The 13,194-nt window shown below is 60.3% G+C and carries 13 protein-coding genes; 2 read left to right on the top strand and 11 right to left on the bottom strand.

What is annotated here, in order from left to right:
* Positions 1-14 precede the first annotated feature (14 nt).
* Genes gspN through ACXADQ_RS16910 form a run of 7 tightly spaced genes read right to left on the bottom strand, consistent with a single transcriptional unit; the run spans position 15 to position 4,913 of the window.
* Positions 15-779 carry a type II secretion system protein N gene (gspN, locus tag ACXADQ_RS16940; protein ID WP_475323632.1) on the bottom strand — a complete coding sequence of 255 codons (765 nt, stop codon included), beginning with the start codon at positions 777-779 and terminating at the stop codon, positions 15-17.
* Positions 776-1,276, bottom strand: coding sequence for a type II secretion system protein GspM (gspM, locus tag ACXADQ_RS16935; protein ID WP_475323629.1), 501 nt, complete (start codon positions 1,274-1,276; stop codon positions 776-778). The genes gspN and gspM overlap by 4 nt, the downstream gene beginning before the upstream one ends.
* The gene (gene gspL / locus ACXADQ_RS16930) at positions 1,273-2,394 is read right to left on the bottom strand and encodes a type II secretion system protein GspL (protein ID WP_475323625.1); all 1,122 of its coding nucleotides are present in this window, start codon (positions 2,392-2,394) and stop codon (positions 1,273-1,275) included. The genes gspM and gspL overlap by 4 nt, the downstream gene beginning before the upstream one ends.
* Entirely contained in the window at positions 2,391-3,362 is a 972-nt protein-coding gene (gene gspK / locus ACXADQ_RS16925) for a type II secretion system minor pseudopilin GspK (protein ID WP_475323622.1), read from the bottom strand. Before gspK ends, gspL begins: the two co-directional genes overlap by 4 nt.
* Positions 3,359-3,952, bottom strand: coding sequence for a type II secretion system minor pseudopilin GspJ (gspJ, locus tag ACXADQ_RS16920; protein WP_475323620.1), 594 nt, complete (start codon positions 3,950-3,952; stop codon positions 3,359-3,361). Before gspJ ends, gspK begins: the two co-directional genes overlap by 4 nt.
* Positions 3,949-4,326, bottom strand: a complete 378-nt coding sequence (gspI, locus tag ACXADQ_RS16915) for a type II secretion system minor pseudopilin GspI (RefSeq protein ID WP_475323618.1) — start codon at positions 4,324-4,326, stop codon at positions 3,949-3,951. Before gspI ends, gspJ begins: the two co-directional genes overlap by 4 nt.
* A complete protein-coding gene (locus ACXADQ_RS16910) occupies positions 4,311-4,913 on the bottom strand; it encodes a prepilin-type N-terminal cleavage/methylation domain-containing protein (protein WP_475323614.1) in 603 nt (200 codons plus the stop codon). The genes gspI and ACXADQ_RS16910 overlap by 16 nt, the downstream gene beginning before the upstream one ends.
* Before the next feature lie 147 nt (positions 4,914-5,060).
* Between ACXADQ_RS16910 and rrtA the strand changes: the two genes are divergently transcribed.
* Positions 5,061-6,749 (top strand): rhombosortase, encoded by a 1,689-nt coding sequence (gene rrtA, locus ACXADQ_RS16905; RefSeq protein ID WP_475323610.1) that lies wholly within the window; start codon positions 5,061-5,063, stop codon positions 6,747-6,749.
* On the opposite strand, the gene ACXADQ_RS16900 is transcribed toward rrtA, so the two are convergent.
* From ACXADQ_RS16900 to ACXADQ_RS16885, 4 genes are all read right to left on the bottom strand, one after another.
* On the bottom strand, positions 6,746-7,963 hold the full coding sequence (locus ACXADQ_RS16900) for a type II secretion system F family protein (RefSeq protein WP_475323606.1): 1,218 nt from the start codon (positions 7,961-7,963) through the stop codon (positions 6,746-6,748). The genes rrtA and ACXADQ_RS16900 overlap by 4 nt on opposite strands.
* The gene (locus ACXADQ_RS16895) at positions 7,963-9,441 is read right to left on the bottom strand and encodes a GspE/PulE family protein (protein ID WP_475323602.1); all 1,479 of its coding nucleotides are present in this window, start codon (positions 9,439-9,441) and stop codon (positions 7,963-7,965) included. Before ACXADQ_RS16895 ends, ACXADQ_RS16900 begins: the two co-directional genes overlap by 1 nt.
* 11 nt (positions 9,442-9,452) lie before the next feature.
* Positions 9,453-11,375: a secretin N-terminal domain-containing protein gene (locus ACXADQ_RS16890; protein WP_475323599.1), complete on the bottom strand. Its 1,923-nt coding sequence runs from the start codon at positions 11,373-11,375 to the stop codon at positions 9,453-9,455.
* Positions 11,376-11,448: 73 nt separating this feature from the next.
* On the bottom strand, positions 11,449-12,384 hold the full coding sequence (locus ACXADQ_RS16885; protein ID WP_475323595.1) for a PDZ domain-containing protein: 936 nt from the start codon (positions 12,382-12,384) through the stop codon (positions 11,449-11,451).
* Between the two features lie 140 nt (positions 12,385-12,524).
* On the opposite strand from ACXADQ_RS16885, the gene bamD reads away from it, so the two are divergent.
* On the top strand, positions 12,525-13,190 hold the full coding sequence (gene bamD / locus ACXADQ_RS16880; protein ID WP_475323591.1) for an outer membrane protein assembly factor BamD: 666 nt from the start codon (positions 12,525-12,527) through the stop codon (positions 13,188-13,190).
* Positions 13,191-13,194 lie beyond the last annotated feature (4 nt).

Here is a 13,194-nt window from a genome sequence, read left to right as displayed (position 1 = left end):
CTATCGGGCGACGGCTAGGGCAGGGCGATCTGGCGACGGATTGCAAAGGTTTCGCTGTCCTGTGGGGTGCCCCAGCTTTCCAGAATGGCAAGAAGGGTTGGCGACGCGTCAGCCCCCGGGCGCACCACCAAATCCAACAGAGCCGTGCTCCAGCTGGCCTCGAATGTGATGCTACCTGAGACCGAGACTCCGGCTCCGGCGTTCGAAACGATCATGCGAACCCCGCCTTGAGGCGTGGCCGACAGGGCCCCGTGTATCGTGCCCAAGGTGATCTTTTCTTCTAAAAGGACCCCGGCGTTCTGCCATTCCATCTGACCGGACAAATCGGTCAGCTGCCCGCCTGGAATCGAGATCTCTGCGCGTGTCAGGCCGATGGAGATCTGGCCTTCTAGCCGCTGATTGCCCCCTGCAAATACATTTGCCGAGATGCGGAAACTGCCATTTTCTATCTGGGCCTTCGGGCCAAGAGGTGCCCCGATCACGCGCGCGCTTCCGACAATGGGACCCGTCAGTTGCAGGTCATAGGCGATCCCGGCGGGCGTGATCGATATCCCGTCAATCTGCCAGTCGATTTGCTGTACACCTGTCGGCAGAAGGTTGTCGAAATGCGCGGAACCTCGACCCAGGCTGGCTTGGGCGGCCAAGATGCCGCCTTGCCGCTCGATTTGCTCGCCGGGCAGATCAGAAAATACCGCAATAGGGGTAAACAGGGCAAACCCAACCGCGCCCGCACCAACCACCAGCGCCGTCGCAAGCGACCATGTGACAGCGCGGCTCATTCACGGGGCTCCGGCGGGGTCAGATCCACAGTCATCGTGGCATCCACCAAATCGGGCGTTTGATTGTGTCCAACGGTCAAGGTTTGCACCGTTTGCGCCAGTCCGGTGTTCAACATCCAGCGCATCAAGGCCAGATAGGAAACGTTTTCAAAGGCGATCTGAACCTGTCCGTCTGGTTGGGGGGCAAGTCGGATCATCTGTTGCGCAAAATCGGTCTGCCGAAGCGCTGCTTCTAATGCGGCGACTGTCGTTGGGGCGGTGCTTGCTGCTGATGCAGCCGGTCGGCGCGCCCCAAGCGCGGCCAGTTCAGCAGATTTCCCCTTCAGCCAGTTTGCGTCATCTGAAACCTGCGCCCAAGCCCGTTCAGCTTGGGCTTTGCGGGTTTTCATGGGCTCGATCACCATCAAGAAGGCCATCGCCGCACAGGACACCAACAGGCCGACGCCCAGTAGCCCGCGTTCGCGCGTGGTCAGGGTATGCAGCCAGCCCAGCATCATTGTGCCCTCTTTGCTGGACTGATTCTGATATCCGCGCGCACGCCCTCTGTTCCGCTGCCGACCGAGCGTAGGATCTGCACAGTCAGGCCGGACGCCTGTAGAGAGCTGCGCAACGCTGCAAGCCGCGCGAAATCCCGCACCTCGACTGAAATGGTCACCACATGTGCGGCATAGCGGAATTGTGAAACGGTGATGTCTGGCGCTGCCAGGTCTGGTCCCGCCGCCGCAAGATAGTCTGGCAGGCCAGGTTGCACGTCATCGCTGGCCAGGGCTATGCGCCGCTCGGCCAGGGCGCGATCCACCTGGACTCGCAGATCGACGATCGGGCCAGTCAAACCCAGTTCTTGCCGAACAAAGGCTGAATTCGCCTGACGTTGACTGGCTGTCTGCCGCTCCAGGTCGCGAATGTCGGAAAGGGTATTCAACGACCAGAACAAGAGCGCCGCAACACCGACCGCGACCAACTTGGCCAAGGTCTGGGCACGCGGCGGCAGCCCTATTTCTGCACCAGCCAGAACCGAGGCTTGCGGGGGATTGGCGGCCTGATCTGTCCCCTGAACTGGAAGGCCCCAGGCCGATAGCTCGGCCATAAGCGCAGCGTCTTCTTGGGCGGTTTCCGGCACCAAGCTGATCGTGCTCAGTTCTTCTGTCTGCTGCGCGCGCAACTGCTGGAGCATCGCAAGCACCATGGCCGTTTCGCCAGAAAAACCGCTGGTTTCTGAGCCGCGGACCACCAGCCTGTCTGGCGAGGGGGCGCTGATCGTCAACGTGCCCGGCTGCCACGGCAGGCACAGATAATCGGGCAACACCCGCGCAGATCGCAGTTTGTGTTGGACTGTCTGAGCTGACCAGAGGTCGTGATCCGCGCGCGCGCTTACCAAGACTGTCCGCGATGCGCCAGCGCCAGGCAGAACAACCAGGCTTGTGTCCTCAGTTGGGGCCGCCAGCATTTCCTGCACCGCTTGCAGCGCAACATTGCGAGCGTTTTTCCCACGCAGATTGGCCGGAACCGTGCAGTTCAGCGCGCTCACGCGCTCTCCGGGCACAGAAATCACTGCGTTTCGGGTGCCCTTGGCCTGCGCCAATTGCGACAGGGGAATGATCCGTGCCGCCGTCATAGCGCCTCCCCGCTACGCAAAATGATGCTGGGGGTGCTGCCACCGTCCGGGCGCTTGATAACCGAATACAGCCGCGCCCGGCTGATGCCATGCGTGACCTTGACCTCGAGCAGGAACCAGTTGGATTTTACGTCAAGGTTCAGTGCCGAGAGCTCCTGTAATGTGCGCGGGGCCAGGATGTCAGAGACATAGTCCTGAAACGCAGCGCGGGTTTGAAACGGGTTCTGTTGTCTGTGCTGCATTAGACGATCCAATTGCGTCGCGCGCAAGCCCGGCATCATCGCCTGAAGAACCGGGCGCGGAGCTGTGTTCACGTTGATCGTCGTGGGTTCAGGCAGAGCCGTGATCGCAGCTGACAGCGCGCGATAGGTGTTGGCGCTCATGCCGTCGACCGGGCGAAAATCGCGCGGCGCGATTGCCGCCCTGGCCGGGCGCAGCATAGGTTCGGCCCCGCGCAAATACGGCGCGTCCCCCGCAGCGCCAGGTAGATCCAGAATATCGGGGCTGATCCACTCGACCATGCGCGGACCAAGCGTGGCCGGTCCGCCTGCGTTTTGAATCAGGGCATTCAACAACGTCAGGTCGGGGGTCGAGACGACCAACTCGGCTTTGGCACCTTCTTCTTCGGACTGTTGCAGCAGTTGGTTCAAGTTCAATCGACCCTGCAAATCATGAATGCGCCCCGTGAGAGTCCCACCTTCGATGTCGAACGTTCTTTCGCCCTCGGCCCAGGCTTCGCCCAGGTGGTCGATTTCGTTGGCTTCGGCATCTAGCGCCAAAAGCCGCAGGGTCAGCGTTTCAGCCGCTCGGGCATATACCCGGGCCTGATCTGATCGCAGCATCAACTCGTATCGGATGCGCGCCTCCAGATCGTCACGGATCAAGGCGGCCGCAATCGCCGCCACGACCGAGATAATCACCAGAGCATTCAGCAGCACCACACCGCGATCTGACCTTGGCGTACTCATTTCAAGGACACAACCCGATCGATCGGGCCCCATTTTTCTGTTTCGAAGGTCACTGCGATCCCTTCGGGCAAAGCCGCAATGTCGTCGGTACCCGGCGGGGGCCAACTGTCCAGCCATTGCCCTTCGGAATACACACGAAATCGCATGGTCTGGATGCCGTCCCATAGCATCGCCTCGCGTGCCGAGGTCGCGGCAGGGCGATCCACCTGATCCCACACGTGTCGCAGCGACCCGGTATCCGCAGCATCGACATAGCGCACTCTGATAAACGGACCGCGAGGACGGTCCACGGGATCCACTACGCCGCTTCGGGTCAGCGTCAGGTCGCTGGCATCCGCAAGGATCAACGCAGCCTGCGTTTCATTGCCCCCCACACGCACCGGACGCGGCGCAATGTTCTCTAAGTCCCGCGTGACCAGACTGACGCTGAGTTCCAGCTCTGCCAGATCGGTGCCGTTTCTGGTCAGCCGCGTGGACTGCGCCATGGCGCTGAACATGCTTTGCTGTGCTATGACGGCGATGATGGCGAAAATTGACATGGCTGCGACCAGCTCGATCAGAGTGAAGCCGCGCGTCGCACCTGTCTTCATGATCCATCCCCCGCAGGAGAGAGATAGCCCACCAGAACCGCGCCTGCATGACCGGGGCTGCTGACGGCGATTTCAATTCGGGTCAGATCTATGGGGCCGGCGCTTTCGCGAATGTCGATGTCCCACTCGATCCCGCCCATGCTGCGGCTGTTTTGGCCTCCTGCGCCTGAAATGCCCAGGCGGCGTTCTTCTAGCTGGTTCAACGCCACCCAATGGGCCAGCACCCGATCGTTCAGCCCCGCCGCAGCCCGGGTTTGCTGTGTGATCAGCTGAAAACTGGCGACCAGAGCGATCGACAAAACCGCGACGGCGATCAGCACCTCGACCAGGGTAAAGCCCCGATCCGTGCGGTGCGATCTCAGCCGCGCTGGCATTCAAGCTCTCCATAGCTGTGAAGCGTACAGCGGGCCAAACGGCCTTCTGCGTCCGAGACCGTCAGGACAAAGGGCGTTGTCTCTCCGCTGGGAAGCAGAAAGACGTCGGGGGTCGGGAGGTCCGGGAAATCTTGGCGCAGGACCACGTCCAGGCCTTCGATTTGAAGGCTAGGGCGGTTTTCGTTGCCCCAGTCGCCCGCGCTGAACAGCTTCTTGGCTGGTCGTCGCGACCAAGTTCTTTCAGGTTCCGAAAACACCATGACTTCCCATCCGCTATTGGCAAACGATAGCGCGAAACTGCGGTCTGTATACAAGGCTTCGGCCTGCAAGAACCGTAGCCCACGCGCGAACTCATCCATCTTGTTGGCCGGTGTGTTCTGCGTGGCGACACGCAGTCCCAGAACCGCAGTCAAAGACAGTGTCGCAATGATCGAGGTTGCAACCACCAGCTCTATCAGGGAAAAACCAGAGTCGGATTTGTCATAGCGCCCCGGCAGGGCCCCGAGCCCTTGCTCGCGACCCGCGATTGCCGCCCGGATCCGATTAGAAATGGACCTGAGGACACGTTTTTTGCGGCCTGTCAGCACTGTTGATCGGTGTCCAATTGTCTGATATTCATAGTAAAACCTTTTTCACGCCAAAAACAAGAGCATTGAATGTTTTACTTGTTGCCGCGGTGGCTCAGTTGCGGGCCAAAGCAGAGAAACGGACTGCTTTTCTTCGCTGTGACCGGCGTGTTGATTGCCTTTGCTGCCTTTACCGACGATTGGGGCCGTGGCCATCTGGGGATTGTACCGGGGGCTGTTCAGGACGGAGAGCTCTGGCGCGTCATAACGGGTCATCTTGTGCATTTGTCACGGATGCACGCCTTTATGAACGAATTGGGGCTTCTGTTTCTGATCGTTGTGCTTTGGGACGTGCTAGAGCCATGGGGATTGCTGATTGCAACCCTGTTGGCCGCGATATCCATCACACTCGGCGTTCTGCTGTTTCACTCAAATCTGCCCTACTATGTGGGGTTCTCGGGTATCACACACGGGCTGTTTGCGTGGGGGGGGCTGCGTGTTTGGCAATCCGGACAGAAAGGATATGCTGCGCTGATCCTATTCACGGTCGTGGCGAAATTGATATGGGAGGGAACAATGGGACCGACACCCGGTGCATCAGAGGCCGTCGGAGGAACCATCCTGGTCGAAAGCCATCTGTATGGCGTGATCGGTGCGGTGATCGCAGCCTTTTTTAGACCGGGGCGGGCGCATATCGTGGCTTTGCTTGTGCTCGTTGCCGCCTTGATGGTGCCAGCCAAGGACGCATCGGCCCATTCCATCGACGATTCCCGTGCGCGCATCCTGTTCAACGCGGACGGAGACCTGATGCTATTGTTGGATATCGAAACGGCGGCTTTCATCCTGCGAGAGCCGCCTGGCGCATTGTCCGACGAAGCCCGCGATCGCGTCCTGGGGATGCTGGATGACGACCTGCAAGACTATATCAACGGTGCGGGGGACTATCTGCTGAACACCGTAGAGTTTTTTGATGACGCAGGCACCGTGATCGAAGCGCGCCGTATCCGGATGCCCACTCCTGCGGCGCTGCGTCGCCACGCCGAAGCCCAGGACGACGGTGGTGCGGAACAACAAGCCTTGTGGCTGGAATTCGATGGCCCAAGCGTTTTGGCTCTGGAACAACCTCGCTTGCGTCTGCCCGGTATGGTGGGGCCAGTCATCGTGATCGTTGCACGGCCCAATGGCACAGAAAGCGTGGATCTGATGCCGCCCGGGCTGCCTTCGCGCCCCCTTAGCCTCGAGGTTCCGGGGTCGATATGGAACGGCATCTTCAAAAGCATCCTGGATGGCTACCGGCATGTCATTCCAAGCGGCTGGGATCACGCGTTGTTCATGGCGATTCTCGTGATCGCAACGCCTGCAGTCCTGACCTCGCTGCTGCATGCAACTATCTTTACCGTTGCGCATTCGATTACGCTTTTCCTGGCGGGATTTGGCGTTGTCGCGATCCCCAGTGGTCCGGTCGAGCTGGGCATCGCCTTGACCATTGCACTGGCCGGGATTGATGCGGCCTGGCGACTGCGACATGGCGAAACGACGGGCACGTCCGATGTCTCGGGGCCAACGCGTTGGGGGATCATCTTTGCCTTTGGGCTTCTGCATGGCTTGGGGTTTGCGTCCGTGTTCAGCGATTTGCAGGTCAGTCAGCTGAGTCTTCTGACCTCGTTGTTCGGGTTCAATATCGGGGTAGAGCTTGGCCAGATCGTGGTCATATTGGCTGTCCTGACATTCTTGATGGTGTTGCGTCGGCTTGGCTCGGATCTGATCGCCGGGCGCAGTCGGTTCGTCATGAGCCTCATTGTGACGCTGATCGGCTGTATCTGGGTTGGCGAACGTGCGCTCAGCCTTGTGAGTTAATTCACAAAAGTCGTTTGCAAATCAAAGATCGGCAGCAAGACCGACAGGACAATCACCAGAACCAAACCGCCGACTGTCATCATCAGCACCGGTTCCAGCAAGGTTGCGATCCGTTTCGAGCGCACGGCAAGGCTGCGTTCGGCCAGGCTGGCGGCGCGGGCGGTTGTCTGCGCCAGTTGGCCCGAGCTTTCTCCGCTGTCCAGCATCTGTCGTGCGATCACGGGCAGGGCGCTGACAGATTTCATGGCCGTCGAAATGCGCTGGCCTTGTTCGACCAGCACAGATGCCTCGGCGGCCTCGGTCCGCAGAACATCATTGTCGATTGCCGCAGCTGCGTGGCGCAGGGCGGATACTGCCGGCACGTTCGCAGCCAAGACCAAAGAGAAGGTTCGCAAAAACAAAACGGCCGCTTTCAATCGCGCAAGCGGGCCCGCAACGGGGATTTTCAACAGGATACGGTGATACAAGCGGCGAGGCGCAGGGCGCCTCAGGAATAGCCGTAAACCAACGATCAAGCCGACTATGCCAGCCGCCAGAGAAGGCCAGTTGGCCCCCAGAAAATTGCCAATCGCGATGGAGATCAGTGTCAGCTGCGGCAAAGGCTGGCCGGATTGTTCGAACAACAGCGCCAGTTCCGGCACCACGTTCATCAGCAATATCCCTGCAACGACAAGCGATACGGCCCCGACGAACAGCGGATAGACCAAAGAATTCACGGTGGTGTCGCGCAATGCCAGGCGGCTTTCGATGAACTCGGCCAATACTTCGCAGACCCGTTCCAGTTCGCCGCTGCTTTCACCAGCGGCAATGGCCGCTCGGTAGTAATCGGGAAAGGCTCCGGGCAGTTTATCCATGGCGGCGGGCAGGGACAGCCCGTCGCGGATATGGGCTTGCAGAAGGGCGGCGATCTTGTTCACCTGTCCTCCGACCTCCGAGCCGGTCAGGACACGCAATGCCTCGTCCAGAGGAATCTGCGCCGACAAAAGAACCGCCAACTGGCGCGAGAACACCGCCAGGTTTTCCTGGTTTAGCGTCGGCTGACGCCACCCAAACTTGCGTCCGCTGGCTTGGGTGTCGCGTGTTTCGGTCAGGGTTTCGGGAAACAGCCCTTGCTTGCCCAACAAGGCGCGCGCATGGCTGGGCCCGTCGGCAACCAGAACGCCCCGTATCTTTTTGCCCGCGCTGTCATAGGCGGTATAGCTGAAGGCCGCCATCAGTCGGCACTCACGGTGCGCAGCACCTCGTCCAGCGCAGTGTCACCCCGGGCCACGGCCCGAAGGCCCGCGGCAAACAGGCGATCCTGTGGGGGCAGGGCGTGCAGGGTCAGTTCATCCTCGGCGGCGTCATCGTTGATCCGGTCGCGCATCTGCGGCGTGTTTTCGGCAATTTCATAGATTCCCATGCGCCCGGAATAGCCGATCCCATCGCAGGCGGCACACCCGACTGGTTCAAACAGCGTTTCTGGGGCCTCCAGCCCGACACTGTCGAAGGCTGCACGGGCCGTGGCATCCGACGCGGTGGCACGCTTGCATTCAGGGCACAAGCGCCGCACCAGCCGTTGCGCCATCGCGCAGCGCAGGGTGGTGGCCAGCAAGAACGGCTCGATCCCCAGATCTCGCAGCCGCGTCACCGCGCCCAGGGCCGAGTTCGTGTGCAGCGTGGACAACACCAAATGCCCGGTCAGTGCCGCTTGAATGGCCACATCGGCGGTTTCGGCATCCCGGATTTCGCCCACCAGAACGATGTCGGGATCTTGCCGCAGAATGGCGCGCAGGGCGTTGGCAAAGGTCATGTCGATCTTGCTGTTGACCTGTGTCTGACCAATGCCGGGCAGATCATATTCCACCGGGTCCTCGACCGTCAGAATATTGGTGCCCAATTTGTTCAGATGTTGGATCACCCCATACAGGGTCGTTGTTTTCCCGCTGCCCGTCGGGCCGGTCACAAGGAACAGCCCGTTTTGGGCGCGGGCCAGGCGTTGGATGGTGTCTTTTTGCGCAGGCTCCAGTCCGATGACATCCAGCGACAGCATCCCCATGCTTTTGTCCAGAATCCTCAGAACCACCCGTTCGCCGTTCTTGCCGGGCATGGTGGACACGCGCACATCAACGGAGCGCCCGCCAAAACGCAGCGCGATGCGGCCATCCTGAGGGCGTCGTGTCTCGGCAATGTTCAGATCGGCCATCACCTTGAGCCTGGAGATCACCACCGAGGGCGCAATGTCCGTCCGCTCCAGCGCCGATTGCAACACGCCATCAATGCGCATCCGCACGCGCAGCCCGGTCTCCATCCCTTCGATATGCATGTCCGAGGCCTTGCGGTGCAGGGCTTGGCGAAACAGCGAGTTGATCAGCTGAACCACGGGCGCTGCGGTGCTGTCATCCAGCAGGTCGGTCACCGAGTCCGCGCCGATCACCTTCAGCTCCATCCCGTCCAGATCGTTCAGATCATCGTCGGCGTCAGCGCCGCCATAGATCTGCTCAATCAGTGACAAGAAGGACTCGGCCGGACGCAATTCCAGGGCAAAGGGCTGGGCCAGAACGCGCCGTGCCTCTTGGATCGTTTGTGGGCTGACATCCGCCCGCGCAATCACCGTCAACGGATCGTCATTCCCCGGAGCAACCACGATTCCGTTCCGCCGGGCAAAGGCCATCGGCAGCATCGGGCGTGAAGTATTGGGGCGTGCGTCCATTCAATTCAGTCTCAGTAATTGTCGCCCAGATCCAAGCGGTTCCCAAGCGAGGGCAACAGCGCCTTTTTGTCAGATCGTTTCGGGTTTTGGGGTGTGAAAGGTGCCCCCAGCTTGGGCAGGGCCGGGCGCAACTGGCCACCGGATTTCTTGGGATAGTCGCTGTTGCGTTCCAAAAGCAGCCGACGTTGTTGATCCAGGGCTTGATCATAGGCCGCCGAGGTTGCGGCGTCGGCCTTGGAATCCGTGTCGATCACCCGCGCCCGCAAAAGCAACAGAAGGATACGCTTGTTGCCGCGCGCGGACTTGGCCGAAAACAGCCGTTTCAGGATCGGGATATCCCCCAAGCCGGGCACCTTCTCTTGAACGTTATTCGAGAAGTCCTCGATCAAGCCGCCCAGCAGCACAACATTGCCATCGCCCACGATTATCGAGGTGTTGATGGCGCGGCGCTGGGTGATCTCTCCGCCGGAGGCCGCCGAGGCGGTGGTCAGGTTTGAAACTTCCTGTTCCACACGCAAGCGTACGGTTCCGTCGCCGGTGATCTGAGGCACAACGTTCAGCACCAGCCCGACATCTTGCCGCTGGATGGTCTGGAAGGGTTGGCTGGGGATCGCGTCATCGCCGACAGTCGAAAAACGCCCGGTCACAAAGGGGACGTTCTCGGCGACGGTGATCTCGGCCTCTTCATTGTCCAGTGTCAGCACCGAAGGCGTGGACAGGATATTGGTCGAGGTATCGCGCGCCACCGCAGACAGGAACCCAAGCGCCAGCCGATCGCGCGAACTCAGCGCGATGCTCGCACCGCTGGACAGGGTCGGCACGTTGCTGGACAACAACGAGGTCACAAGCCCACCCAGCGTGGGCACCCCGCCGACATCGAATTGGATGCCGCCCGCAAACACATCGTTGACGACACCGCCGAACTGCGTGCCCAGCGTGGCGAAATTATCGGCGCTCATCTCGAAAATCACACCTTCGACCAACACTTGGCTGGGACGACGATCCAGGTTTTTCACAGCACGGACAATGGATTGCAGCAGGTCCGGGCTGGCCGAGATCAGCACCGAGTTGGTGGTCTTGTCAGCGACAATGGCCGACGAGCCTTGGCCCCCATCACCCTCGCCAGACTGGAACGCAAACAGCTTTTGCCCGATCGCCGCGATTTCCTCGGCATCGGCATATTGCAGATGCACCACCACCGCGTCCTTGACGTTGCGGGGTTTGTCCAGCTCGGCCACCAGGGTGCGGACCATCAGGCGAAACTCGTCCGACCCGCTGACCACCAGCGTGTTGGACCGCGGGTCCGAGGTGATTTTTGCCCCCGGCGAGGTCAGTTCCAGCGCCTTCAGCGTATCCAGCAGCGACGCTGCGGCCGCATTTCGCAGGTTGATCACCTCGATCCGGTTGGGGCTTGCGTCGTCCAGCTTGTCAATCAGCACCGACATGCGGTCAATATTGGCGGCCCGGTCTGACAGGATCAGCAGGTTGCCCGACTGATAAGTCGAGATGACGGCCTCGGGTGGGAGCAAGGGTTTGACGATTTCGACTGCTTCGGACAGCGGAATGTTGCGGACCCGAATGGCGCGGGTGACAAAGCCATCGCGGGCGGTGCGGCTGTCAGTATTGGAAATTTCGCGGGCGGTCTGGGCAGGTACGATCCGGTCAACGCCATCGCCCTCGATCAGGGTAAAGCGGTTCAATTCCAGCACGTTCAGGAATATGCCGAAGACCTCGGAGGCCTCGACCGCTTCGGGGGCATAGATGGTGACGGTCCCCTGAACGCGCGGGTCCACAATGAAATTGCGCCCGGTCAACTGCGAGACCATTTCGACGAAAACCGACAGGTCGGCATCGCGCAGGTTCAACCGGCTATCTTGCGCTTCTGCGGTTCTGAGCGGGCCAAGCCACGAAAGGGCCAGTACCAGGCCAATCATAATCTGCGGGCCAAGCCCGCATCTGAGCGCCCTTTTGAAAATCTGTGTCACTGTCCTGCCTCGTTCTTTTTTCTTAGGATTTTATCAGTGGGATCGTCGCGCGCATAGGCCGTTTGCCGCGCTCATATTCAATTTCTATGGTGTCGTGCTTGCCAAGACTCAGCACCAGGGATTGCAAAGCGTCTGAATTCTCGACCGATTGACCGTTGATCGAGACCAGAATATCCCCACGTTGCAGACCTGCGGCTTCGACCAGGGGGCTGTCCTTGATCCATTTGAGTTTCCAGCCGATCCCGCCACTGAGAGTGCGCGCCCGAACGAAATGCACAGTGCTGAGCGCATTGGGGGCGTAGATCGCGCGGCGCAGCGTCTGGATATGCAGGGGCGGCTGTTGGATCAGCTCGGTCTCTGGGGGGGCGGGGCGCTCGACCGGAGAGACCGTGGTCACGCGCGCGGGCTCAGATGGGGCCTCGGTCGGGTTGAAATCAGCGGTCAAATCGGGGCGACGATCTGTTGGCTCATTCTCGGACGCGCCATTGAATTCCAGGATCGTAAGCGCGCCGTCGCGGCTGAGCAGAACCGCCGTTGGCGTGATCTCTTTGACCTCTTCACCATCGGCCAGCTTGTCACCCATACGCACCAGTATATTTGCGCCATCCGCAGTGAGCATGGCCCAACGACTGTTCCCCACAACGGTGATCCCGCGCAGGCCATAGCTGGTGCTGGGGGCGATGGGCTGAGAGGCAGCGGCAGGCGCAGCAGTGGGTTCGGGCGTGCCGAAAATGGCGGCGACCTTGGTTTTCAGGGGGGATCCGTCCGGGCGCGGGGCGTCATCAAAATCGCGGGCGTCTGTCTTTACGCCTGACACAGATGCAGTGGCAGGAAAAACAATCGCGGAACCGAAACGACCGATCTGAAACCCGGCAAAAGCCAACAGACAGACGAACACTGACCAGGTCAGCAGTTTTTCGCCGCGTGATATATTTCCGGGTCCGGTGTTTACGGTCAAGCAAAGCCCCCAGATTTCTGTTCTCGTGAAGAGCCTCATAACGCTAGCACGATGCCAAGTTTTAGGCTAGTCTATGGAAAAAAGACCCGAGGAACACCGAGTTGGCAGCGAAAACACGGACAGGATGGCCAAGAGCGCACATGCGCCAGGGGTGCATTGCAGCCTGCGCTGCAGCTTTTGTTGTGCTGTCAGGGTGCGATGCTGTGCGCTCGGTTGGTTCGAATACCAGCGTCTCGGGACCCAGCAACTATGATCAAGCGCGCGAAGCCGCCGAGGATCAGAACTACCTTGTCGCGATCAACTATTACCAGCAGGTGTTGCAAGAGTTTCCGCGCGGCAAGTCCGGCGCAGAGGTCAGGTTGGAATTCGCCAAGGTGCTGCTGTTTGCTGACCAGCCTGCGCGCGCAAAACAGGTGGCCGACAGTGTGCCAGACCTGACGTATAACCGTGAACTGCGGGGTCGTGCGGCCTTGTTGTCGGTGATCGCCCAACATGTTCAGCACGAGGCCTATCTGGCCAAACGCCCCCCGTATGTCGAGGCGCGGGATCGCTCTCGGGCGCTTTATGCGCAGATGGAGGCGGTCTATGAAAAGTTCGGCAAGTATGACGAGGATGCGATCATCCCCGCAAGAATTCGCCTGCTTCGCGAGTCTCTGGCTGAGTTGGAATTGCGCCAGATGCAAGTCGAGCGTGATCAAGGCAAAGCCAGCATTGCAGCCCAACGTGCGCGCTATATCCTGACCGAATTTGCCGACACTGACGCAGTGCGACGTAACGCGCGCTTGTTGCGGGGGCTTTCGAACTAAGCGC

The sequence above is a fragment of the Thalassovita sp. ABM4_323 genome (genome assembly GCF_056158665.1).
This window is presented reverse-complemented; position numbering and strand designations above follow the sequence as displayed.